This window comes from Nocardioidaceae bacterium (genome assembly GCA_018672315.1).
Taxonomy (GTDB): Bacteria; Actinomycetota; Actinomycetes; order Propionibacteriales; family Nocardioidaceae; genus TYQ2.
Window position 1 is genome coordinate 2,610,430 of the sequence record CP076053.1, and the last position, 23,716, is coordinate 2,634,145.

Here is a 23,716-nt window from a genome sequence, read left to right on the forward strand (position 1 = left end):
GACCGCGGGCCCCCGGGAGACGTCGCTCCGTCATCCCGGGGGCCTCGGTGCGTTCCTGACGGTCCTCCCGCCCGGTCGTGGGGACGGGGCCGTTCACCGGCTAGGTTGCCCGCCGTGGCGGCGGTCTTCGACGAGGCGTACGTGGAGGCCGTGCTGCGGTGCGTCGAGGCGGTCCCGCGCGGACGGGTGACCACCTACGGCGCCATCGGGGACGTCGTCGGCTCGGGCCCGCGCCTGGTCGGCCGGGCGCTGGCTGCGTCCGGGGACGGCGTGCCGTGGTGGCGGGTGGTCCGCGCCGACGGCTCCCTGCCGCCGAGCCACGGCCCACGGGCGCGCGAGGCGTACGCGGCCGAGGGCACCCCGGTGCGGCCCTCGGGCCGGGTGGCGGTCGCCGATGCCTTCTGGCAGCCCACTCCGCCACGGCCTCCGGTTGTGTCGGCGGTCGATGATGAAGTGGGTCCGTGACCACCTACCGCCTGCTGGCGACCGCGGCGAGCGCCGCGACGCCACCGCCCCTGGACCAGGACCAGCGCGCCGTCGTGGCCCATACCGACGGACCGCTGCTGGTGCTGGCCGGCCCCGGCACGGGCAAGACGACGACGCTGGTCGAGGCCATCACGGCGCGGCTCGAGGAAGGCGTCGACCCCGCGGCGGTCCTCGCCCTGACCTTCAGCCGCAAGGCGGCGACGGAGCTGCGCGACCGCGTCACGGCGCGGTCCGCGCGCACGGTCGCGACGGTCCCGTCCCAGACGTTCCACTCCTTCGCGCTGAGCCTGCTGCGGCGCTACGCCCCGGCCGGGCTGTACGCGGGACCGCTCCGGCTGCTGACCGCTCCCGAGGCCGACGTCGTGATGCGCGAGCTGCTGACCGGCTCCCCGGTCCGGTGGCCGGCCGGTCTGCGCACGGCGCTCGGCACGCGCGGCTTCGCCCACGAGGTCGCCACGGTGATCTCACGGGCGCGGGAGAAGGGCATGGATCCGTACGCGCTGCACGACCTCGCCTCCCGGCACGGGGCTTCTGAGCTGCAGGCCGCGGCGCTGTTCATGGAGGAGTACCTCACCAACCTCGACTCCCAGGGCGCCACCGACTACGCAGACCTCGTCCGCCGCGCCGTCCTGGAGGCGCAGACCCACCGCGAGGAGCTGCGAGCCGAGTTCGGTCATGTCTATGTCGACGAGTACCAGGACACCGACCCCGGCCAGGTGGCGCTGCTGCGGGCCATCGCCGGCGACGGTCGGCACCTCGTCGCCGTGGGCGACCCGCACCAGTCGATCTACGGGTTCCGCGGCGCCGAGGTGCGCGGCATCCTGGACTTCCCCGAGCAGTTCCCCGACCGCGCGGGCGCGCAGGCGCCGGTGGTGGTGCTCGGCACGACCCGCCGCTTCGGGCACAACATCGCCACGGCGACCGCGCGGGTGGCCGCGGGTATCGGCCTGCGCGGCAGCATCCCCCGGGCGCAGCGTGAGCGCTTCGCCTCGCCCACCGTGCTCGGCGACGGCGACGGCGACGGCGACCGGGGACGGGTGGAGGTGCTGACCTACGACACCGAGCGGGCCGAGGCCGAGCACGTGGCCGACCTCCTGCGCCGTGCCCACCTCGAGCACGGGGTGCCCTGGTCGCGCATGGCGGTGCTCGCGCGGTCCGGCCGAGGTCAGCTGCCCTCCCTGCGACGGTCGTTGGCGGCCGCCGGAGTCCCGGTGGACGTGGCCGGTGACGAGCTGGCGCTGGGGGAGGAGCCGGCCGTGGCGGCGCTCCTCACCGCGCTCGGCGTGGTCGACCTGCTGCGCAACGGGGAGGAGGTGCCGGTCGACAGCGCCGCCGAGCTCCTGCGGGGGCCGCTCGCCGACCTCGACGCCTCCGACGTCCGGCGGCTCGCGCGGGCGCTGCGTGCTCAGGCGCGGGCCGACGGCCGACCTCCGCCGCCGTCGGCGACGGCGCTGCGCGACGCCCTGGTCGCGCCGGACAGGCTCGACCCGCTGGTGTCCTCAGGCGGGCCCGACGCCCAGGTCGCCCGCGCCTTCGCACGGCTGGCGCATCGGCTGCGCGACACCGCCGACGGGCTGCGCGCCGGGGGCACCGCGGAGACCGCCCTGTGGGCCCTGTGGGACGGCACCGGGTGGCCCGAGCGGCTGCGCCGGGCCACGGAGCGCCCGGGCAGCACCGCCCGCCAGGCCCACCGTGACCTCGACGCCGTCTGCGCGCTCTTCGACAGCGCGGGACGCGCGGTCGACGACGAGGGACACAAGAGTGTGCGCGCCTTCCTCGACACCGTCAGGGCCCAGCAGATCCCGGCCGGCACCCTCGCGGAGGCCGACACCCGCGACGACGCGGTGCGGCTGCTCACCGCTCACCGCTCCAAGGGGCTGGAGTGGGACCTGGTCGTGGTCTGCCACGTGCAGGAGGAGGTCTGGCCCGACTTGAGACGTCGCGCGACGCTGCTGCAGCCGGACCGACTGGGTGTCGAGGCCGACGGCCGGCCGCGCTGGCAGCCGCCGACGACACGGCGCGAAGCGCTGGCGGAGGAGCGGCGGCTGTTCTACGTGGCCTGCACGCGGGCCCGCCGTCGCCTCGTGGTCACCGCTGTCGCGAGCACGGACGACGACGGCGAGCAGCCGTCGAGGTTCCTCGCCGAGCTGGGCACCCATGTGACCCACCGTCGCGGGAGGCCCTCGCGGCCACTGGCCCTCAGCGGGCTGGTCGCGGAGCTGCGACGCGTCGTCGGCGACCCGAGCCGGTCTCCGGCGTTGCGCGACGCCGCGGCGAGACGACTCGCTCTGCTGGCGGCGACGCGGCACGAGTCCGGTCGACCGGTCGCGCCGCACGCCGACCCGGCGGCCTGGTGGGGCCTGCGGGAGCACAGCCGCGCCGAGCAGCCCGTCCGTGAGACCGAGGCGCCGCTCCGTCTCTCGGCCAGCGCCCTGGCGGCGCTGCGCACCTGCCCGGCGAAGTGGTTCCTGGAGCGGGAGGCCGGCGGCGCGTCGCTGAACAGCGCGGCCCAGGGCTTCGGCAACCTCGTGCACCTGCTCGCGGAGCAGGTCGCCACGGGGGAGCTCGACGTCGGGCCGGAGGACAGCGAGGCCCTCATGGAGCACGTCGACAGGGTCTGGGCGCAGATCGCCTTCCGCACCCCGTGGTCGAGCACCCGGGAGCGCGAGGCCGTCCGTGAGGTCCTGGGCCGGTTCCTGCGGCACCACCACCGGCCGGACGCGCGCACGACCAGCGGCGTCGAGCAGGCCTTCGAGGTCCCTGTCGAGCTGCCGGACGGCGAACGCGTGGTGCTGCGCGGATTCGCCGACCGCCTGGAGCTCGACGCGCAGGGCCGGGTCTGGGTCGTCGACCTCAAGACGACCAAGCGCACCCTCACCAAGGCCGAGCTCGCGGAGGACCCCCAGCTGGGCGTCTACCAGCTGGCCGCCGCGCACGGCGCCTTCGCTGCTCCCGGGGCCGGGGCGGGAGAAGGCGGCGTCGACGTGGGCGGCGCCGAGCTGTGGCAGCTGAGGCACGCCGTCCGCGGCGCCCTGAAGGTGCAGACCATGGAGCCGCAGGAGCCGGACGAGGCCGGCGTCACCACCGTCCAGCAGCAGCTCATGGATGCGTCACGAGTGCTCCGCAGCGAGGAGTTCGTCGCGAGGCCCGGCGGCCACTGCGACCACTGCCCCTTCCAGACGCAGTGCCCGGCGCACACGACCGGGACGGTGCTGTCGTGACGGGCGAGGCGACGACGACACGGATCCGTACCCCCGAGCAGCTCCGGGACCTGATGGGCGACGACTTCACCCTGAGCGAGGAGCAGTGGGCGGCGGTCTCGGCGCCGCTGGCCCCGGCCGTGGTGATCGCCGGCGCGGGATCGGGCAAGACGGCGCTGATGGCGGCCCGGGTCGTGTTCCTCGTCGCCAACGACCTGGTGCGTCCTGACGAGGTGCTGGGTCTGACCTTCACGACGAAGGCGACCGCGGAGCTCGCCTCACGCATCCGAGGCGCGTTGGAGCGGGCAGGTCTGCTCGACCGCGACCTCGACCGCGACCTCGACCGCGACCTCGACCGCGACCTCGAGGTCGACCACGCGTACGAGGTCGGCTCGGGCGAGGCGCCGGAGGTCGAGCGGCTCGAGCCCACGGTGTCGACCTACAACGCGTACGCCGCCTCCTTGCTCACCGAGCACGGTCTGCGTGTCGGTCACGAGCCCGACACGCGGGTCGTCTCCGACGGTGCCCGGTTCCAGCTCGCCGAGCGTGCCGTCGCCTCCCACCGCAAAGAGGTGCGGGAGCTCAGCGACCACCCGCCGACCGTCATCGAGAACCTCCTCGCGTTGGAGTCCGAGCTCGCGGAGCACCTGCGGCAGCCCGATGACGTACGCCGTTTCGACGACCAGCTGCTCGCCGAGTCCGAGGCGGCACGCGACCGCGGTGAGGGCCAGAAGGAGCTGTGCGACCGCATCGCCTCGGCGGTCGCCCGCCGCCGCGAGCTGCTCGGCCTGGTGCAGGACTACCGCGCCCAGAAGTCGCGGCTGGGCCTGATGGACTTCTCCGACCAGGTCGCGCTCGCGGCCCGGCTCGCCCTGGAGCACCCCGCGGTCGGTGAGGCCGAACGCGCGCGGTTCCGCGTCGTGCTCCTCGACGAGTACCAGGACACCTCGGTGGCGCAGGCGAGGATGCTGGCCGCGCTCTTCTCCGGACCGGATGCGGCGCGGGGACTGGGCCACGCGGTGACCGCCGTGGGGGACCCGAACCAGGCGATCTACGGCTGGCGCGGGGCCTCGGTCTCCAACATCGTGCGGTTCGCCGAGTTCTTCGCGCCGGCGCAGGGCGAGCCGCTCACGTTCTCCCTCACGGTCAACCGCCGGTCCGACGAGCGCATCCTCGAGGTGGCGAACGCCGTCGCCGCCCCCTTGTACGACGCCCGCCAGCAGGTCGCCCGGCTGGTCGCGAAGCCCACCGCCGCCACCGGCGAGGTGCGCCTGCGGGTCCACGAGACCGCCGCGGAGGAGCTCGCGTGGGCAGCGGCCGCCATCAAGCGGGCGGGCACCGCGCGGTCGTCGGGCGGCGAGGGCGTGCCGTGGCGGGAGATCGGCGTGCTGGTGCGCGACAACGCTCACGCGGCCGCGGTCTTCGACTCCCTCACCGCGCTGGAGGTGCCGGTGGAGATCGTCGGTCTGAAGGGTCTGCTGCGGCTCCCGGAGGTCGCCGAGGTGGTCGCGACGCTGAACCTGGTGCAGGACCTGGCCGACAACGCCTCGCTGCTGACACTGCTGGCCGGGCCTCGGTGGGCGGTGGGGCCGCGGGACCTGGCCCTGCTGGGGCGACGCGCCCGCGAGCTGGTCGGCCAGGGCGGTCGGCGGGCGCCGGTCGCTCCCGGTGAGCAGGTCGTCCCGGACCTGCCGGCGCGGCTCGACGACGCCGTCGCCGGGTCGGACCCCGTCGACGTGCCCGCACTGGTCGACGCCCTGGAGGATCCCGGGCCCGCACCGTTCTCCGCGGAGGCGCGAGAGCGCTTCGAGCTGTTGGCCGGCGAGCTGCGTCGGCTCCGCGCGCAGGCGGGCGAGCCCCTCCTGGAGCTCGTGCGCCGGGTCGTCGACGTGACCGGGATCGACGTGGAGCTGGCCTCCTCCCACTCACCGGCCGCCCCGGCGCGCCGCGACAACCTGGACCTCTTCGTCAAGGCCGTCGCGGACTTCTCCGGGCTGGACGGGCAGGCGTCGCTGAACTCCCTGCTCGCGTGGATCCGGGTGGAGGAGGACGGGCAGGGTCTCGACGTCGCCACGCCCGGCGAGAGCGACTCGGTCAAGCTCCTCACGGTCCACCGCTCCAAGGGCCTCGAGTTCGACCACGTGTGGCTGCTGGGCGTCTGCGAGCAGCGGTTCCCGAACACCACGGCGAGGCCCACCTGGACCACGACGCCGAAGGTGCTGCCCCACCCCTTGCGTGGGGACCACCGTGACCTCCCCGCGCTGCGGTCCTACGACAAGACCGGACGCGAGGAGTTCGACGCAGCGCGCACGGCGTACCAGCAGACCGAGGAGCTGCGCCTGGCGTACGTCGCCCTGACCCGCGCGCGGCACCGCCTGTGGGTCTCCTCCTACGTGTGGACCGAGGGACGCAAGACGCCGCTGGGCGCGTCGCCGTACCAGCAGACCATCCGGGAGGTGCTTGCCCGGCACGGCGTCGAGCCCGACCTGTGGGTCCCGACGCCGCCGAAGGGCGAGCCGAACCCCCTGGCCGCGCAGGCGCAGGAGTACGCGTGGCCGGTCACCGTGCCGACCCTGGAGGCGCGACGACGCCGCGAGGCGGCCGAGCTCGTCGCCCTGCGCCGCCACGACCTCGACGACCTCGGCGACATCCACGGCCGCGACCGGGCGGTCGACTGCGTCGGGCACGGAGGCCCTGTCGCCCCGGTGCTGGCCCGGTTCGGGGACCTCGAGGACGGCCTGGACCTCACCGAGCGGGCGCTGGTCGCCGAGTGGGACGGCGAGCTGGACAGACTCGTCTCGGAGGCCCGTGAGCGGGACACCGACACGATCGTGGTGCCGCTTCCCTCGCACCTCTCCGCGACGTCACTGGCGCGGCTGCGTGAGGACCCGGACGCCTTCGCCCGGGACCTCGCCCGCCCCATGCCTCGTCGGCCGTCGGCCGCGGGGCGGTTCGGCACCCGGTTCCACGAGTGGGTGGAGAGCCGCTTCGGTCAGCTCGGTCTGCTCGACGCCGAGGACCTCGACGGGCGGGGCGACCACCACGTCGACGGTCTCGACGACCTGGCCGAGCTGATCGCCGCCTTCGAGGCGGGACCGTTCGCCGACCGCCCGCCGGAGGCGGTCGAGGCTCCCTTCTCGCTGGTGCTCGGCGGACAGGTCGTCCGCGGCCGCATCGACGCCGTGTACGCCGAGCGCGCTGCCGAGGACGGGTCGCCCCGGTGGCTCCTGGTGGACTGGAAGACCCAACGCAGCCACGACGCCGACCCGCTGCAACTGGCGATCTACCGGCTCGCCTGGGCGGAGCTGCACGGGGTGCCGCTCGCCCAGGTGCGCGCGGCGTTCTACTACGTCCGCGACGGGGCACTCGTCGAGCCCTCCGGGCTCGCCGACCGGGCGCAGCTGGAGGCGCTCCTCCCCGACGCAGGTGCTGCACCCCGTGGCTAGCCTGGCCGGCATGAGCGACACGAGCGGAGCAGGCGGCCCACGGCCGGAGCGGGCGGTCGGTGCCGCAGGGACGGGCGGCGTGGACGACCTCACGCCACTGGAGCAGCCCTCGGCACAGTTCGCGCCCGGCACCGCGGTCAGCGGCCCGGACCCGGTGCTGATGCCGAGCCGGCCCGAGGACTGGCCGGCATTCCTGCGTGCGCGCATCGACGACCAGGTCGAGGAGGCCGCCGTCTCCGTGGAGACGCTGCGGGAGGCACCCTCGGGCGACCGCGTGGTGCTCGAGCTGTGGAACGACGTCCAGGTGGCGTTGGCCCGGGCGGGTGCAGCTGCCTCGCTGTTCAGCGAGGTGCACCCCGACGCCGCCGTGCGAGACCTCGCCGAGCAGGGACTGCAGCGTGTGCAGCAGCTCGCGACCGACCTTCTGCTCGACGACGCCGTCTACGCTCAGCTGGCCGGCCTCGACCGCACCGACCCGCAGACCGGCGCCGACGTGTTCGAGGGTGACGACGACGCGGAGACGGCGCGTCGCGTGCTCGCCCACACGCTGCGGGACTTCCGTCGCGCCGGGGTCGACCGCGACGACGCCACCCGTGCCCGGCTGCGCGAGCTCGCCGCGCAGGAGACCGAGCTCGGTCAGCGGTTCGCCCGTGGCATCCGCGACGGTCGCACGGTCACCCGCGTTCCCGCGTCCGCCGTCGCCGCCCTGCCCGAGGACTGGCGTGCCGAGCACCCCGTCGCCGAGGACGGCACTGTCGCCGTCAGCACCGACTACCCCGACACCGGACCGTTCCTGACGTTCTCCACCGACGCCTCGGCACGGCGCGCGGTCGCCGCCGCGTCCCAGGACCTCGGGTGGCCCGAGAACGACGAGGTGCTGCGTGAGCTGCTCACGCTGCGCGCCGAGCACGCGCGCCTCCTGGGTTACGACGGTTGGGCCGACTTCGACGCCGAGGTGAAGATGGTCGGCTCCGGCGACGCCGTGATGCCCTTCGTGGACCGCATCGCCGCGGCAGCCGAGGAGCCCGCGCAGCGCGACCTCGACAGGCTCTCCGCGCGTGCGCGCGCCGAGCACCCGGACGCGGTGATCGACATGTCCAGCTGGCGTCACTGGGCCGAGGTGCTGCGTCGGGAGGAGCACGAGGTCGACGCCCAGCACGTCCGTCGCTACTTCGACGTCCAGCGGGTCACCGCGGGTCTGCTCGAGGTCACCGGTCGCCTCTTCGGTCTGCACTTCACCGAGGTGCCCGCGGCGTCGTGGCACCCCGAGGTGAGCACGTACGACGTCTCCCTCGACGCGGAGCGCATCGGTCGCATCCACCTCGACCTGCACCCGCGGGAGGGCAAGTTCAACCACGCGGCGCAGTTCTCCCTGACCTCGGGCCTGCGCGGTCGACAGCTCGCCGAGGGGGTGCTGGTCTGCAACTTCGGCCGCGGTCTCATGGAGCACGGCGAGGTCGTCACCCTCTTCCACGAGTTCGGCCACCTCGTGCACCACGTGCTGGCCGGTCGCCACGACTGGGAGCGGTTCTCCGGGGTCGCGTGCGAGTGGGACTTCGTCGAGGCCCCGAGCCAGATGCTCGAGGAGTGGGCCTGGGACCACCGCACTCTGGCGCTGTTCGCCCGCGACGACGCCGGCGAGGTGATCCCGGTCGACCTCGTGACCCGGATGCGCCAGGCCGACGAGCTGGCGACGGCCGTCGGGGTGCGCAGGCAGCTGCTCTTCGCAGCGATGTCGCACGTCTTCCACGAGGAGGTGCCCGCCGACTTCGCCGCACGGACCGCCGAGCTCGCCGAGCGCTACAGCCCCGTCGGCACCCTGCCCGGCGGGCACATGCACGCGGGCTTCGGCCACCTGGTGGGCTACGGGCCCGCGTACTACACCTACGAGTGGTCGCTGGTGATCGCCAAGGACCTGTTCTCGGCCTTCGACGCCGAGGACCTCCTGGCGCCCGAGGTGGCGCGACGCTACCGCGACGCCGTGCTCGTGCCCGGTGGCAGCCGCGATGCCGCGGCGATGGTGCGCGACTTCCTCGGCCGCGACCACGACGAGCGCGCCTTCGAGCAGTGGCTGGCCCGGTGAGCGACCGCGGGGCGGGAGGCGCGTCCGGCGCCGTCGCGATAGCCCTCGCCGCGCGGCCGCACGACCGCATCGCGCACCGGCGTACCGACGCCGCGTGGCTCGCCTCGGCCTGGGTGGACCCCGCAGCCCGGGTGCTGGAGCTGCGCCGCGACATGCTCCCGACGTACGCCGCACAGGACGGCAGCGGGGCCACCCGGCTCGCGTGGCGCGCAGCACCCACGGTCGACGCCGACGAGGCGGCGGGCCGCGGGGCCGTCACGGTGCTCCTCGGCCAGCGCGACGGGGTCACCCACCTCGCGCTGCTGCACCCGGCGCCGCCCGAGGACGACCCGCCGACCGATGCCGGTCGGCCGCCGGCGGAGTGGACGACGCTCCGCGACGTCGTGCAGAACCTCGCCGAGGACGACGCGGCGCTCGCGGTGCACGCCGTCGGTCTGGCGGAGTGGCACCGAGGCACCCGCTTCTGCGCCCGGTGCGGGGGAGGACTCGACCCGGCCCAGGCGGGTCACCTGCTCGTCTGTCGGCAGTGCCGGCGCCACCACTTCCCGCGTACGGATCCGGCGGTGATCATGCTCGTCCGCACTGGGGACGGCGAGTCCGAACGCTGCCTGCTCGGCCGGCACCCCGGCTGGCCCGAGGGCAGGTACTCGACCCTCGCCGGCTTCGTCGAGCCCGGCGAGACGTGCGAGGACGCCGTACGCCGCGAGGTGGCCGAGGAGACCGGCGTCCGCGTCGGTGACGTCCGCTTCGAAGGAGACCAGCCGTGGCCGTTCCCGGCCAGCCTGATGGTGGGCTTCACCGCGACGGCGGAGAGCACCGAGATCGCCGTCGACGGCGAGGAGATCGAGGACGCCCGATGGTTCACGCGGCGCGAGCTGGAGGCGTGTGCGACCTCCGGCGAGGTCGTGCTGCCCGGCGGGGTGTCGATCTCCCGCGTCCTGATCGAGCGGTGGTTCGGCGGCGAGCTGCCAGGACGCTGGTGAGCGCGGCGCGTCCTCGGGAGCGGTCTGCCGGGTCAGACGGTCTCGGCGAGTTCGGCGAGCTTGAGCTGCACCTGCTGCGCCGAGGGGTTGGTCTGGGTGCTGCCGTCGGAGTAGACCAGCGTCGGCACCGTGCGGTTGCCGTTGTTGGCCTGCATCACCACGACCGCGGCCTCCTCGTCGGCGTCGATGTCGATCTCGTCCCAGACGATGTCGCGATCGGCCAGACGTGCCTTCAGCATGTGGCAGAAGGGACACCACGACGTGGTGTACATCGTCACGCTGGCTGCCATCGGTGGGTCCCCCTCGGTGGTGGTGGTCCCCGGCGGAGTCGGGGGCGATCCACGACTGTACGCCGCACCCGCACGATCCGTACGACGGCGCCCTCCGCCCCGGCCGGCGCCCTGACCACTGTCTGGACCACCGTTCGGACCACAGCCGAGACGACCAGCCCGTACCGGACCGCATCGGAGACCCTCGCATGACCCACCCGCTCCTCGAGGCCCTCGACCCGGAGCAGCGCGCCGTCGCCGAGGCGCTGCGGGGTCCCGTCCGGGTGCTCGCCGGCGCCGGCACCGGCAAGACCCGGGCCATCACGCACCGCATCGCCCACGGCGTCGCCACCGGCCTGTACGCCCCGCAGCAGGTGCTCGCCGTCACCTTCACCGCCCGCGCGGCCGGCGAGATGCGCACCCGGCTGCGCGACCTGGGGGCCCCGGGCGTGCAGGCGCGCACCTTCCACTCCGCGGCGCTGCGTCAGGTGCGCTACTTCTGGCCGCGGGTCTACGGCGGGGAGCCGCCGCAGCTGGTGGAGTCCAAGCTGAGCATGCTCGCCCTGGCGGCACGGCGCGTGCGGGTGCAGCCCGACCAGGCCGTGCTGCGCGACCTCGCCAGCGAGGTCGAGTGGTCCAAGGTCTCCAACGTGAGACCCGGGCAGTACGCCGCGCTGGCACCGCAGCACCAGCGGTCGGTGGCCGGCGTCTCCGCGGCGCTCGTGGGGCAGGTCTACGCAGCGTACGAGGAGGTCAAGCGCGAGCAGGGTCGCATGGACATGGAGGACGTGCTGCTTCTCGCCACCGCGCTGCTGGCGGAGGACGAGCGGGTCGCGGCACAGGTGAGGCAGCAGTACGCCTGGTTCACCGTCGATGAGTTCCAGGACGTCTCGCCGGTGCAGGCGACGCTGCTCGACCTGTGGCTGGGAGGCCGGGAGGAGCTCTGCGTCGTCGGTGACCCGGCCCAGACGATCTACAGCTTCGCGGGCGCCACACCGACCTACCTGCGCGAGTTCACGACCAAGCACCCGGGTGCGACGCGGGTGGAGCTGGTGCGCAACTACCGCTCCACGCCGCAGGTCGTCGCCGCGGCGAACCAGGTGCTGGCCGGGGGGAGGGGGCTCAGCGGCGGTGTGACGTTGCGCAGCCAACGGCCCGACGGTGCCGCCGTGAGCTTCCGCGAGCACACCGACGAGGTGGCCGAGGCCGAGGCGGTGGCGCGGGAGATCGCGACGCTGCGGTCCGAGGGGGTGCCGCTGCGCGAGATGGCGGTGCTCTTCCGCATCAACGCGCAGTCCGAGGCCGTGGAGGAGGCGCTGGCCGCACGCAGCATCCCGTACGTCGTCCGCGGTGCCGCCCGCTTCTTCGAACGCGCCGAGGTGCGGCAGGCGGTCACGCTGCTGCGTGGTGCGGCCCGCGGCGGCGCCGCCGGCGGTGAGGGCGTCGTGCCCGACACCCGCGCGGTGCTCGCCGGCATCGGCTGGACAGAGGAGGCGCCCGAGGGGCGTGGGCAGCAACGGGACCGCTGGGAGTCCTTCCACGCGCTGGTCTCGGTCGCGGAGGACTTCGCGGCCTCCCGTCCCGACGCGGACCTGGGCGCGTTCGTGGACGACCTCGATCGTCGTGCGGGCGAGCAGTTCGCCCCGGTGGCCGAGGGGGTCACGCTCGCGACGATGCACGCCGCGAAGGGCCTGGAGTGGGACGCGGTCTTCGTCTGCGGCGTGCAGGAGGGATCGATGCCGATCGTGCACGCGGCGCAGGCCGACGACCCCGAGGCCGTCGAGGAGGAGCGCCGGCTGCTCTACGTCGCGCTGACCCGTGCCCGACTGCACCTGAAGGTCTCCTGGTCGCGCGCCCGCAACCCCGGGCAGCGCGCCTCGCGCAAGCCCTCGCGCTTCCTCGCGCAGGTCGCGCCCGAGACGGTGACGGACCCCGCGGGTGCAGGGTCGGGGTCGCGGACCGCGAGACGCAAGCGCGGCAAGTCGGCGCCGGCGTCCTGCTCGGTGTGCGGGGGCCCGCTGGCCACGGCGGCCGAGCGGCGTACGGGCCACTGCGTCGACTGTCCGGTGGCCTACGACGAGGCCCTCTTCGAACGGCTGCGGGAGTGGCGCAAGGAGCGCGCGTCCGCGGACTCGGTGCCTGCGTACGTCGTCTTCACCGACGCGACCCTGCAGGCGATCGCCGAGCGCACGCCGGCGGACGAGCAGGCGCTGCTCGCCGTCAACGGCGTCGGACGCGCGAAGATCGAGAAGTACGCCGAGGATGTGCTCGCCCTCATCGCGGACGCCTGAGGCAGCGGCATCCGCGGCTGGCGGCGTACGTCCGGTGTCATGAGTCAGAAAATATGTTGCTCATGACACCGCCTGTGCCCTAGTTTCATCTCGTCGCCGCGACCCGCGGCGCCGACCGGCCACCACGACCCGGACCCGAGAGGAGGACAGCACCGCGATGGAGAGCATCAAGAATTTCCGGCCCCACGGCTTTGCGGGCGTCCTCGTCTCCTTCTGGCGAGACCGCGCACTGACGTGCGCGCCGTCCGCCCGGTCCGTCTGCTCGTGACCCCCCGGCTCAGCTGAGCCGCTCCTTACGAGCCGCGGACCCGCCGGGACCCGCGGCTTCCTGCTCGTGACCCAGCCCATCGGCTGACCCGAGCGAGTGCTCCCGCGGACCTCCCGACCCGTCCATCGTGAGAACCGCCAGCTCAGGAGCACCATGAGCACCCCCGCACCCCTGATCGACCTCGACGTCCCGAGCGCCGCGCTCGACCTGCCGTGTGTCGGACGCGCCGACCTGTTCTTCGCCGAGGCCCCCGACGACATCGAGCGCGCCAAGGCGATGTGCCTGCACTGCCCGCTGCAGCAGGCGTGCCTCGAGGGCGCACTCGACCGCAGCGAGGCAGCCGGCGTCTGGGGCGGCCAGCTGCTCGTCGCCGGCGAGGTCGTCGCCCGCAAGCGGCCCCGGGGGCGGCCGCGCAAGCACGCGGCCTGAGACACCCCGGCCACCGCGTCCACGCGTCGGACCAGACGGCGCATCCCGACCCACGGAAGGAGGAACCATGTACCACCCCGAGCAGACCTGGTCGGTGCTCCACGACGAGCGCCGCACCGCCCTGGCCGCTGCACGCCGCGGTCCGCGGTGCGCGGATGCACCGACGGATCGACCCGGTCGACCCGGTGGACCCGGTGGACCCGCCGGCCCGGCGGCGAAGGCGGCGCCGATCGCGCCGCCGCGCCGTGCCGTGACCGCGCGGCCGCTCGTCGTCGCCGCGCGCGTACGCCGTGCGCTCGCCGTCCTCGTGACGGCGTAGCGCACGGCGTGCGACGCCGGATCGACCGCCGGGACCCGGAGACCGGGCCGGTGGGGCCTACTCGTCGAAGCCGGGCATCGACTCGCTGAGGATCGACCGGAACGGGACCCGTGCCTCCAGCTGGCTGAGCACCCCGATCCCGCCGAGCCAGGTGCGGTGGATCAGCAGGTACGACGGCGGCAGGTTCAGCTTGAACATCATCGAGTAGGTCGGCTCCTTCGGGTCGTTGATGCGCACGAACTGGGTGCGCAGCCACTCCCGGGTGAAGGTGAACTCCTCGGAGACGGCCGGCTCGACGAAGGGGGAGAGGTACTCCCGCAGCAGAGCGGGGTCGATGCGGATACCCGGCTTGACGAAGCCCTCGTCGCGCAGGTGGTCGAGCACCTGGTCGTAGTCGTCGTAGCCGGCGATGCGGATCAACGAGCCCATCGCCCGGGGCAGGCCCTCCTCGAGCCGCGCGACGGCGCCGAAGTCGACGACCCCGAGCCGCCCGTCCTCGCGGGTGCGGAAGTTGCCCGGGTGCGGGTCGGCGTGCAGCATCTGGACGCGCTTGGGCCCGGAGAAGAGGAAGCGCACGTACGCCTCGCCGTAGCGGTCGCGCTCGGCCTGCGAGCCCTCCTCGGCAAGTCGTGCCAGCGACCCGGTGGAGTCCAACCACTCCGAGACCAGCACGCGTTCGGAGTGGGCCACGACGTCGGGCACCACGTAGGTGGGGTGGTCGCGGTAGTCGGCCGCGAACGTCGCCTGGGCCTCGGCCTCGAGCTGGTAGTCGGTCTCCTCGGCCATGCGCTCCTGGAGCTCCTCGACCAGAGGCTTGACGTCGATGCCGGGCATCAGCACCGCGAACGGTTTGGACAGGCGGGCGATCTGTCGCAGGTCGGACTCCAGCGCCTCACGGGCGCCCGGGTACTGCACCTTGACCGCCACCGCCCGGCCGTCGGACCAACGACCGCGGTGCACCTGGCCGATGGACGCCGACGCGGCCGGCTCCGGCTCGAGCTCCACGAGCTGCTTGCGCCAGCTGGGCCCGAGCTCGCGGGCGAGCACCTGACGCACCGTGGTGGGGCTCATCGGTGGCGCGGAGTCCTGCAGTGCGGTGAGGGTGTCGCGGTACGGCGCCATCACCTCCTCGGGCAGGGCGCCCTCGAGCACCGAGAGCGCCTGCCCCACCTTCATGGCGCCACCCTTCAGCTCGCCCAGGGTGCGGAACACCTGCTCGGCGGTGCGCTGCTGCACATCGGTGAGCACCTGCTCGGCCGGCGCGCCACCGAGCTTCCTGGCGCCGCCGACGGCGGTGCGCGCGGCGAACCCGATCGGCAGCGCGGCCAGGCGGGCCGACCGGCGGAAGGTCTTGCGGGGCAGATCACTCACATCTCGATCATGCCCCCAGGGGCCATGCGTCACGCGGTGCCGATCCCGACCGCTCGGCCACGTCCCAGCAGCAGCAGCCGCAGGCCGGATGCCTCGGGACCGCGCGGACGCCGCGCTCGGCCGAGTCGGATGCCAGGCCCGGTGCGTCGTCGTCGAACCTCGACGGCAACCCCCACCGCTCCTCGCACGACCACGAGTCCGGGACGAGACCCTCGGCGTGGCGTACGAGGTCGCGGGCGGCACCGGCCGCGGCGGCGAGCAGGGCCAGGTGCTCCACCGGGCTCGGGACTCCGTCCGCGCGGTCGATCGCCGTGCGGTCGGCCGACTGCGCGACCAGCAACGGCCAGGCGGGGTCCAGCTGCGCCCGCGTCAGGTCGTCACAACGCAGGCACCCGGTGACCCCGGGGACGACCCAGGGGCCCAGCAGCACCGTGGACTCGACCACGCGGAGGAACAGGTGCACGGTGCCTGCCCGGACGAGGTCGTCGACCAGGGTGCGGGGCGGCTCGCCGTCGCTCACCACGAGCACGACGGTGCCGGACGATGCGCCATCCGTCGCCGACGGGGCCCCGCCGTCGAGCGGCCGCAGACCTCCGGCCCCGCACTGACGCAGGAGCCGGTCGACCTCGTCCGCCATGTCGGGGGCGGCCGACCCGTGGAGCACCACCTGCACCGGCGCGCGCCGCGCCGCCCGGGCCTCCGCCGCCGCGTCCCCGTGCCTGGTGACGGAGGCGGCGGCGTCGCGGGCGGCCGCACGGTCGGAGGTCTCGCCCACGCAGACCCGAAGGACGGAACCTGCCCGGGGACCGATCAGCAGGCCCGCTCGCCGCAGCGCGTCAAGAACACCGGCGTCGGAGCCGGCGGACACCTGTCCAGATCGCGCGTCGACGCTGCGACGCGTCGCGGGCCCGGCGGGCAGCGGCGTCGGCCGCCGCAGACCGACCTGGAAGGTCTCGTGCGCCCGTTGGAGGGCGCCGAGACCGGGGAGCAGACGAGGTGGCGTTCGCACGCAGCGCAGCCTGCCAGCGCGCGACCCCGGACGGGCCCCGTCATCCACAGGGCACGGGCGTGACCCGCGCCGGCGATCAGGCCTTGCCGAGGATGCGGTTGAGGTTCGTGCTGCACACCGGGCACACGGCCTTGGCCATGCGGGTGCCCTTCTCGTTCACCTTGACCTCGCCGTCCGCCGTGCGCTTCTCCTTGCACTTCACGCAGTAGAACTCGCCGCTCCAGGTCTCGGCCATGACGGCCTCCTTCGTCTGTGGTGGGGGCGGGCCGGCACTCGCGCGGCCCGGTCTCAGCCGGGAACGTACCCCACCCGCTCGCCGGAACCGACCCCTGACGCGCCACCGCGACAGCGCCGTGCCACCGCAGGACGGGGGTGGCACTAGGTTCTCGCCATGCCCGCACCAGCCGATCTCGAGCACCTGACCTGGACCGAGCCCCGGGACGGCGTGGTGCTGCTGACGCTCGACAACCCCTCCCAGCGCAACGCGATGTCGGGGGCCATGACGACGTCCTGGACCCGGGCCACCGCCGCCCTCGCCGCCGACCCGGACGTGCGCGCTGTGGTGGTCACGGGGGAGGGGTCGGCGTTCTGCGCGGGCGGTGACGTCTCGTGGCTCGCCTCCGAGCCCGACGCCACCGCTGCCGACCTGAGGCTGCGGATGCAGGCGTTCTACCGGGACTGGCTCTCGGTGCGGCGCATCGAGGTGCCGGTGCTGGCGGCGGTCAACGGGCCGGTGATCGGGGCCGGGCTGTGCCTCGCCCTGGCCTGCGACCTCGGGTACGCGGCCTCCTCGGCGAAGCTGGGCGCCCCCTTCGTCAAGCTCGGGCTGCACCCCGGCATGGCCGCCACCCACCTGCTGGTCGACGCCGTCGGCCCGATGCGGGCACGCGACCTGCTGCTGACCGGGCGGCTGGTCGAGGCCGCCGAGGCGGCGGCGATCGGTCTGGTGGCCGCGGAGCTGCCCGACGAGGGGTTCCTCGACGCGGTGCTCGACGTCGCGGCCGGCATCGCCGCCACCGCCCCTCTGGCGAGCAGGCTCACCACCGTCGCGTTGCGCGAGGGCGGCCACCGCAGCGTCGAGGAGGCGATCCGGTGGGAGGCGCTCGCGCAGCCGGTCACCATGACCACCGACGACCTGCAGAAGGGTCTCGCGGCAGTGCGGGAGCGGCGTACGCCTCGCTTCACCGGACGCTGAGGCGCATCCGGCTCGGGACGCACCGAACCCCCGTCCGGTGCACGGCGCCCGCCTTCCCCTTGCGAGCGCTGCGACCCGTCCGGGGGTCCGTGCGGCCACGGTAGTCCGCAGGCAGGGGCGGGTCAATCGCTGGGGTCAGGGCAGGATCGCAGCCATGACCTCACCGGCCGACGACCACGCTCCCGGGCCCGTCGCCGCCCTGCGACGGGTGGCCTTCCTCCTCGAGCGCGGGCGCGCCGAGACCGTGAAGGTGAAGGCGTTCCGGACGGCTGCGGCGACGCTCCTGCCGCTCGACGCCGACGAGATCGCCGCCCGCGTGGAGGCGGGCAGCCTGACCGACCTCCCGGGCATCGGGCGTTCGACCGCGGAGGTGGTGGCGTACGCCGTGCGCGGTGAACGTGCCCCCCGCCTGGTGACGCTGGAACAGGAGCACGCGGGGCCCCTGGTGCCGGGGGGCGAGACCATCCGCGCGGCCCTGCGCGGCGACCTGCACACCCACTCGGACTGGTCGGACGGCGGATCGCCCATCGAGGAGATGGCCTTCACCGCGATGCAGCTCGGGCACGAGTACCAGGTGCTCACCGACCACTCGCCCCGCCTGCGGGTGGCGAACGGGCTCTCGGCCGAGCGGCTGGCGCGGCAGGCGGACGTGGTCGCCGCGCTCAACGACCACCTGGCCGACGCGGGGGAGCGGTTCAGGCTGCTGCACGGCATCGAGGTGGACATCCTCGACGACGGGTCGCTCGACCAGACCCGCGAGATGCTGGGTCGCCTGGACGTGCGCGTGGCCTCGGTGCACTCCAAGCTGCGGATGGACGCAGCCGCCATGACCCGGCGGCTGGTCGCGGCCGTCTCGGACCCGATGACGAACGTGCTCGGCCACTGCACAGGTCGACTGGTCGAGGGGTCACGCGGCACCCGTCCGCCCTCGGAGTTCGACGCCCGGGCGGTCTTCGAGGCGTGTGCGGCGCACGAGACCGCGGTGGAGATCAACGCACGTCCCGAGCGTGCTGACCCCCCGGAGGCGCTGATCGAGCTCGCCCTGGAAGCCGGGTGCCTCTTCAGCATCGACTCCGACGCCCACGCGCCGGGGCAGCTGGACTTCCTGGACCACGGCTGCGCCCGCGCCGTGGCTGCCGATGTCCCGGCCGAGCGCATCGTCAACACGTGGGACCGCGAGCGCCTGCTCACCTGGGCTTCCGCCGGCACTTAGCACCCACAGCGGCCCGCCACGACGTCCGCCACACGAGACCGCCGGTTCTCACCAGGTAAGATGGATCACATGGAGGTCGAGGTGCGCCGCTCGCGTCGCCGTACGCGCACCGTCCAGGCCTACAAGGAGGACGGTCGCGTCGTCGTGATGGTGCCCGCCCGCTTCAGTCGTGCCGAGGAGCGCGAGTGGGTCGACAAGATGGTCGCGAAGCTCGACCGGGCCGAGCGGCGACGGCGGCCCAGCGACGCGGCGCTCACCGCCCGGGCGAGGCGCCTCAGCGACACCTACCTGGGCGGGCTGGCCCGTCCGCACAGCGTGCGCTGGGTCGACAACATGACGACACGCTGGGGGTCCTGCACCCCCTCGGACGCCTCGATCCGCCTGTCGCGACGTCTGCAGCAGATGCCGCCGTGGGTGCTGGACTACGTGCTGGTGCACGAGCTGGCCCACCTGCTCGAGGCCAACCACAACGCGGACTTCTGGGCCTGGGTCGACGCCTACCCCCAGGCCGAACGCGCCAAGGGTTTCCTCGACGGGTGGTGCGCGGCCCAGCAGTCCGGCGCCGCGTCGTCACAGCAGTCCGATGAGCCCGGGGACGCCCAGGAGACCGGGGGAGAAGCCGTCACCGCGTGAGCGGTGGACAACCCATACGCCGGCGCCCGGCGTCGACGAGCGCCAGGAGCGAGGGCTCCTCGCTCGGCAGCGACGCGACCGGCCACCACGCCACCCGCAGCGACTCCTCGCTCGCGACAGGAGGGTTCTCACCCACCGGCGCCACCGCGAGGAAGCGTACGTCCAGGTGACGTGCCGGGGAGTCCCCGCAGAAGTCGACGGCGTGCGCGTCCAGCTGCACGGGGTGGGGGTCCACGGCCAGGCCCGCGAGTCCTGACTCCTCGGCCAGCTCGCGCTCCGCCGCCGCGACCAGGGATGCGTCGCGCTCCTCGATGTGACCACCCAGCTGGAACCACCTGCCCGCCTTGGCGTGCAGGGTCAGCAGCACCTGCTCGGCGTCGTCGGAGAGCACGACGACACTCGCGGTGAGGTGATCGGGACGGCAGCCGCGCAGCAGCCCGTCGGGGTGCCGTGCGAGGTGGTCGAGATAGGCCGTCCGCAGCTCCTGCTGACCCGCGTCGTACGCGTCGAGGTGCGCCAGCGTGGCCACGGCCGCTGCGTGGGCGCTCAGTCCTCGTCCCCCGCGCCACCGGAGGTGTCGTCACCGTCGAGCAGTCGCCCGAGCTCGGCGTCGAACTCCTCGTCGCTGAGCGACTCGGGTGCCGTGACGTCCTCCCGGAACCCCAGCGGGTCGTCGAGGTCCGCCGCGGTCGGCAGCAGGTCCGGGTGCGCCCAGACGGTGTCACGCGCCTCGATGCCCTGACGGGTGCGCAGCGACCCCCACAGGGCCGAGGCGTCACGCAACCGTCGCGGCCGCATCTGCAGCCCGACCAGGGCAGCGAAGGTGTCCTCGGCGGGACCCCCGGCCGCCCGGCGGCGGCGCACGATCTCCTGCAGCTTCGCGGCAGCGGGCATGCGCGTCCCCGTCGCCTGCGCGGTGACCTCGTCGACCCAGCCCTCGACCAGGGCGAGCAGTGTCTCCAGCCGGGTGAGCGCGGCCTCCTGCTCGGGGGAGCGGGTGGGCTCGAAGAGACCGCCCTGGAGCGCCTCCATGATCTCGGCGGGGTTCGAGGGGTCCAGTCCCGAGAGCTGCTGCTCGATCGCGGAGGGGTCCAGGTGCGTGCCGCCCGCGACGTCCGCCACGGCGGTGAGCAGACGTTCCCGCAGCCAGGGCACCCCGGCGAAGAGACGGTGGTGGGCGCACTCGCGGACGGCCAGGTAGAGGCGCAGGTCCTCGGCGCTGACGTCGAGGTCCTCACCGAACGCGGCCACGTTGCTCGTCACGAGCGCCGCTCGCCCGGTCGGCCCCAGGGGCAGCCCGATGTCCGTCGCGGTCAGCACCTCGGCCGCGAGCCCGCCGATCGCCTGACCGGCCTGCTGACCGAACAGCGCGCCGCCGGCCTGACCCATCATCTGCAGGAACGGGCCGGCCATCTGCCGGATCTCCTCCGGCATCGCCTCACCCATGCCCGAGACCACGTTCGCGGCGACGGGCAGCACGAGCGCGTGCCAGGCCTCGGAGGTCTGCTCGACCCATTGCGCGCGCGACCACGCGGCGGTGGTCTGCACGCCCGAGGGGAACTCCGTGACCTCGTCGAGCCAGTGGTCGGCCAGACGCACCGCGTCGGCGACGCTCGCCTGGTCCGCCGCTGTCGGCGCCGGGTCCGACCCGGCCGCGGCGACGCTCTTGCGGGCGGTGTCCTTGGCCAGCGACCAGTTCACGGGTCCCTCGAAGGGCTGCATGAACGACTGCACCTGACCCAGGAGCGCCGAGAGGTCGGGACCGCCGGGCCCACCGAACCCGCCACCACCGGCACCACCGGGCCCGCCGGCACCACCGAACCCGGCCCCGCCGAGCAGGGGGCCGAGCAACGACTCCAGGGGTGTGCCCGCGAAGGGGTTGCCACCCGAGGCGCCCTGCCCCGGGGAGCCGCCCTCCTCGGGGCGCTCGTCGTCGGGGTCCTCGTTGCTGAAGCGGCCGTGACTCATGGTCCCGACGCTACTCGCCGGGGCCATCCGCGGCCCGTGGGGCGCTAGCGTGACCTCCCATGCGGCTGGTGGAGATCCGGGAGACACCTCTCGACGTGACCGAGGTGAACCGCGCGCTCGAGGACGACAGCGCCGGCGGCGTGGTGCTCTTCGTCGGCGTCGTCCGCGACCACGACGGCGACAAGTCGGTGCTGGGCCTGGAGTACTCGGCCCACCCCACCGCCCTGGCCCGCCTCGAGGAGGTCGCGGCCGAGGTGGAGGCCAGGTACCCGCTGCGGGGCCTCGCCGCCGTGCACCGCACCGGGACGCTGGACATCGGCGACGCCGCTGTCGTCGTCGGCTGCGCCGCCGACCACCGGGGCGAGGCGTTCGACGCCGCCCGCATGCTCATCGACGAGCTCAAGGACCGGGTGCCGATCTGGAAGCACCAACGCTTCGCCGACGGCTCCGAGGAGTGGGTGGGCACGCCCTGACCCAGCTGCCGGCGGTCACCGGCGCGGCGCCCCGGGGGCGCGGCGCGACGCTCGTACGCTGGTCGCGTGGAGATCTTGTACTGGCTGGTGCCCGCCGGTGCCGTCGCGGCCCTCGCGATGGCGTGGGCCGGGTGGGCCGGGCGTCCGCGGCGTGACGAGCAGGTCGACCGTTCGGACGCGGCGAAGCAGCGGTTCGCCGCCGCCATGGAGCGGCCCCATCCCGGTGCGACCAAGCCGCGACCGGCGCGGGTCCACGACCGCAGCACGGGCATCGCCGTACGCCCCTCACGGATCGGCCGTGGCCCTGTCGAGGGTCCCCAGGACTGAGATCTGGCTGAGAAGGGTGTGGCGGTGGTCCCGCGCCCTGGGGTGCCGCACCTCCGTCTGAGAAGGTGCATCACGTGGACGCGCGCATCCGATCGAGCCTGGCTGCCCTCGGGCTGTTCAGCGTCCTCGTCGTCGCAGCCGTCGCGGCGCCCGTGCCGTTCGTGGTCTACCGACCCGGTCCCACCTTCGACGTGCTCGGCGCGAGCGCCGGTGAGGAGATCGTGACCGTGGCGGGCCACCGCGCCTACCGCGACGACGGCGAGCTCAGGTTCACCACCGTCTCGGTCACCTCCCCCGAGCAGCGCCTCAACGTCTTCGACCTGCTCGCCGCCTGGGCGTCCTCGACCGACGCGGTGTTCCCGCGCGAGGTCGTCTACGGCGAGGACGAGACGGCCGAGGAGGCCGAGCGGCAGTCCAGCATCCAGATGGTCACCTCCCAGGACGCGGCGATCGCCAACGCGATGCGGGCGGCCGGCGACACCGTGCCCGAGGCGACCGAGGTGCTCGACGTGGCCGCGGGCAGCGGCGCGGACGGTGCCCTGAAGGTCGGCGACGAGCTCGTGGCCGTCGGCGACGTCGAGATCGGCGCCGCCGCCGACGTCGTGCGCGCCGTGCAGCGGCTCGAGCCCGGGGACGAGGTGCAGGTCCGCGTGCGCCGCGACGGTGAGCTGCTGACCCTCCCGGTGACCGTACAGGCCCCGCCGGACGAGCCCGGCCGTGCCCAGCTGGGTGTCGTGGTCGGCCCCGGCTACCAGTTCCCCTACGAGGTTGACGTCGCGGTCGCGGACAACGTCGGCGGGCCGAGCGCCGGGCTGATGTTCGCCCTCGCGGTGTACGACACGCTCACCCCCGGGTCGCTGACCGACGGGAAGGTCGTCTCGGGCACCGGCACGATCGCCGACGACGGCTCCGTGGGACCGATCGGCGGCATCGCCCAGAAGATCCTGGGCGCCGACGCGGCCGACGCCTCGCTGTTCTTCGTCCCGGCCGACAACTGTGCGGCGGCCACGGCGGCCCCGACCCCCGACGGCATGCGGCTGGTCCGCGCCGACGACTTCGACCAGGCCCTGGCTGCGCTGCAGACCTGGGCCGAGGACCCCGACGCCGACCTGCCGAGGTGCCCGTGAGCGAGAACCCCCCGACCGAGGAGAGCGGCACGGCCGTCGCGCTGCGCTCCGCCGTCCGCGAGATCGAGGCGCACGTCGCCGGCGAGGGGTGGGACTCCCCGCCGCGGCTCTACGCCTTGGCCGACACCGCCGAGCTGCTCGCCGCCGCCCCGGCTCTCGCCGAGCAGATGGGGCTCGACCCCGAGGCCGGGGGGCTGACGTCGGTGGAGCAGGAGCTCGATCCCGCCGGCGACTTCGAGCAGCTGCTCGTGCAGCTCGACTGGCCCCCGACGGTGGTCGGCGCCGTGGCCGTGGTCGAGCGTCTGGTGATGGCCCGCCCGGACGCGGGCGAGCAGCTCGACGCCGAGACGGCCGCCGCCGACCCCGACGCGCAGGAGGTGCGTCTGGTGGTCGGCGTGCTGCGGCCGGCGCCCGACGACGACGTGCAGAGCTGGTGCGCGCTGCGCCTGCGTGCCCACGATGAGGCCGCGCAGGTGATCGAGGGCGCCGACGTCGTGCCCGGCCTGGTGCGGCTGCTCGGCGAGACCTTCGCAGACGCCCCCGCCTGAACGCCCCCGGACGACTGCTCCGGGCGTACGAACCGCCCCTGACCTAGCCTTGACATCCCCGAGCCTTGACCCGAGGAG

General features: G+C 74.1%; 21 protein-coding genes. 15 read left to right on the plus strand and 6 right to left on the minus strand.

The window, feature by feature from the left end; all coding sequences use genetic code 11:
• The first annotated feature begins 114 nt into the window (after positions 1-114).
• Genes KLP28_12650 through nudC form a run of 5 tightly spaced genes read left to right on the plus strand, consistent with a single transcriptional unit; the run spans position 115 to position 10,198 of the window.
• Positions 115-465: an MGMT family protein gene (locus KLP28_12650; GenBank protein ID QWC84415.1), complete on the plus strand. Its 351-nt coding sequence runs from the start codon at positions 115-117 to the stop codon at positions 463-465.
• The gene (locus KLP28_12655) at positions 462-3,707 is read left to right on the plus strand and encodes an ATP-dependent helicase (GenBank protein QWC84416.1); all 3,246 of its coding nucleotides are present in this window, start codon (positions 462-464) and stop codon (positions 3,705-3,707) included. Before KLP28_12650 ends, KLP28_12655 begins: the two co-directional genes overlap by 4 nt.
• A gap of 53 nt (positions 3,708-3,760) precedes the next feature.
• Positions 3,761-7,132, plus strand: a complete 3,372-nt coding sequence (locus KLP28_12660) for an ATP-dependent helicase (GenBank protein ID QWC86972.1) — start codon at positions 3,761-3,763, stop codon at positions 7,130-7,132.
• A gap of 10 nt (positions 7,133-7,142) precedes the next feature.
• Positions 7,143-9,215, plus strand: a complete 2,073-nt coding sequence (locus tag KLP28_12665) for a Zn-dependent oligopeptidase (protein QWC84417.1) — start codon at positions 7,143-7,145, stop codon at positions 9,213-9,215.
• A gap of 38 nt (positions 9,216-9,253) precedes the next feature.
• On the plus strand, positions 9,254-10,198 hold the full coding sequence (gene nudC, locus KLP28_12670; GenBank protein QWC86973.1) for an NAD(+) diphosphatase: 945 nt from the start codon (positions 9,254-9,256) through the stop codon (positions 10,196-10,198).
• Between the two features lie 32 nt (positions 10,199-10,230).
• On the opposite strand, the gene KLP28_12675 is transcribed toward nudC, so the two are convergent.
• A complete protein-coding gene (locus KLP28_12675; GenBank protein ID QWC84418.1) occupies positions 10,231-10,488 on the minus strand; it encodes a mycoredoxin in 258 nt (85 codons plus the stop codon).
• 188 nt (positions 10,489-10,676) lie between these two features.
• Here KLP28_12675 and KLP28_12680 point away from each other — a divergent pair, with 188 nt between their 5' ends.
• The 3 genes from KLP28_12680 to KLP28_12690 all read left to right on the plus strand — a co-directional run bounded on the left by KLP28_12680 (position 10,677) and on the right by KLP28_12690 (position 13,774).
• Positions 10,677-12,758, plus strand: coding sequence for an ATP-dependent DNA helicase UvrD2 (locus KLP28_12680; GenBank protein QWC84419.1), 2,082 nt, complete (start codon positions 10,677-10,679; stop codon positions 12,756-12,758).
• A 421-nt stretch (positions 12,759-13,179) separates the two neighbouring features.
• Positions 13,180-13,455 carry a WhiB family transcriptional regulator gene (locus tag KLP28_12685; protein QWC84420.1) on the plus strand — a complete coding sequence of 92 codons (276 nt, stop codon included), beginning with the start codon at positions 13,180-13,182 and terminating at the stop codon, positions 13,453-13,455.
• A 67-nt stretch (positions 13,456-13,522) separates the two neighbouring features.
• On the plus strand, positions 13,523-13,774 hold the full coding sequence (locus tag KLP28_12690) for a hypothetical protein (protein QWC84421.1): 252 nt from the start codon (positions 13,523-13,525) through the stop codon (positions 13,772-13,774).
• 57 nt (positions 13,775-13,831) lie between these two features.
• On the opposite strand, the gene KLP28_12695 is transcribed toward KLP28_12690, so the two are convergent.
• The 3 genes from KLP28_12695 to KLP28_12705 form a co-directional block, all read right to left on the minus strand.
• Entirely contained in the window at positions 13,832-15,145 is a 1,314-nt protein-coding gene (locus KLP28_12695) for an AarF/ABC1/UbiB kinase family protein (protein ID QWC84422.1), read from the minus strand.
• A 7-nt stretch (positions 15,146-15,152) separates the two neighbouring features.
• On the minus strand, positions 15,153-16,154 hold the full coding sequence (locus KLP28_12700; protein ID QWC84423.1) for a hypothetical protein: 1,002 nt from the start codon (positions 16,152-16,154) through the stop codon (positions 15,153-15,155).
• A 76-nt stretch (positions 16,155-16,230) separates the two neighbouring features.
• Positions 16,231-16,389 carry a hypothetical protein gene (locus KLP28_12705; GenBank protein ID QWC84424.1) on the minus strand — a complete coding sequence of 53 codons (159 nt, stop codon included), beginning with the start codon at positions 16,387-16,389 and terminating at the stop codon, positions 16,231-16,233.
• A gap of 156 nt (positions 16,390-16,545) precedes the next feature.
• Between KLP28_12705 and KLP28_12710 the strand changes: the two genes are divergently transcribed.
• From KLP28_12710 to KLP28_12720, 3 genes are all read left to right on the plus strand, one after another.
• Positions 16,546-17,349: an enoyl-CoA hydratase/isomerase family protein gene (locus tag KLP28_12710; GenBank protein QWC84425.1), complete on the plus strand. Its 804-nt coding sequence runs from the start codon at positions 16,546-16,548 to the stop codon at positions 17,347-17,349.
• A gap of 154 nt (positions 17,350-17,503) precedes the next feature.
• Positions 17,504-18,562 carry a PHP domain-containing protein gene (locus KLP28_12715; GenBank protein ID QWC84426.1) on the plus strand — a complete coding sequence of 353 codons (1,059 nt, stop codon included), beginning with the start codon at positions 17,504-17,506 and terminating at the stop codon, positions 18,560-18,562.
• A gap of 60 nt (positions 18,563-18,622) precedes the next feature.
• Positions 18,623-19,195: a M48 family metallopeptidase gene (locus KLP28_12720; protein ID QWC84427.1), complete on the plus strand. Its 573-nt coding sequence runs from the start codon at positions 18,623-18,625 to the stop codon at positions 19,193-19,195.
• On the opposite strand, the gene KLP28_12725 is transcribed toward KLP28_12720, so the two are convergent.
• Entirely contained in the window at positions 19,185-19,745 is a 561-nt protein-coding gene (locus tag KLP28_12725; protein QWC86974.1) for an NUDIX domain-containing protein, read from the minus strand. The genes KLP28_12720 and KLP28_12725 overlap by 11 nt on opposite strands.
• Positions 19,742-21,163, minus strand: a complete 1,422-nt coding sequence (locus tag KLP28_12730) for a zinc-dependent metalloprotease (GenBank protein ID QWC84428.1) — start codon at positions 21,161-21,163, stop codon at positions 19,742-19,744. Before KLP28_12730 ends, KLP28_12725 begins: the two co-directional genes overlap by 4 nt.
• 59 nt (positions 21,164-21,222) lie before the next feature.
• On the opposite strand from KLP28_12730, the gene KLP28_12735 reads away from it, so the two are divergent.
• From KLP28_12735 to KLP28_12750, 4 genes are all read left to right on the plus strand, one after another.
• Positions 21,223-21,636: a molybdenum cofactor biosynthesis protein MoaE gene (locus KLP28_12735; GenBank protein ID QWC84429.1), complete on the plus strand. Its 414-nt coding sequence runs from the start codon at positions 21,223-21,225 to the stop codon at positions 21,634-21,636.
• Positions 21,637-21,753: 117 nt separating this feature from the next.
• Positions 21,754-21,963, plus strand: coding sequence for a hypothetical protein (locus KLP28_12740; protein ID QWC86975.1), 210 nt, complete (start codon positions 21,754-21,756; stop codon positions 21,961-21,963).
• 74 nt (positions 21,964-22,037) lie between these two features.
• Positions 22,038-23,090: a PDZ domain-containing protein gene (locus tag KLP28_12745; GenBank protein ID QWC84430.1), complete on the plus strand. Its 1,053-nt coding sequence runs from the start codon at positions 22,038-22,040 to the stop codon at positions 23,088-23,090.
• Positions 23,081-23,638, plus strand: coding sequence for a hypothetical protein (locus KLP28_12750; protein QWC84431.1), 558 nt, complete (start codon positions 23,081-23,083; stop codon positions 23,636-23,638). Before KLP28_12745 ends, KLP28_12750 begins: the two co-directional genes overlap by 10 nt.
• Positions 23,639-23,716 lie beyond the last annotated feature (78 nt).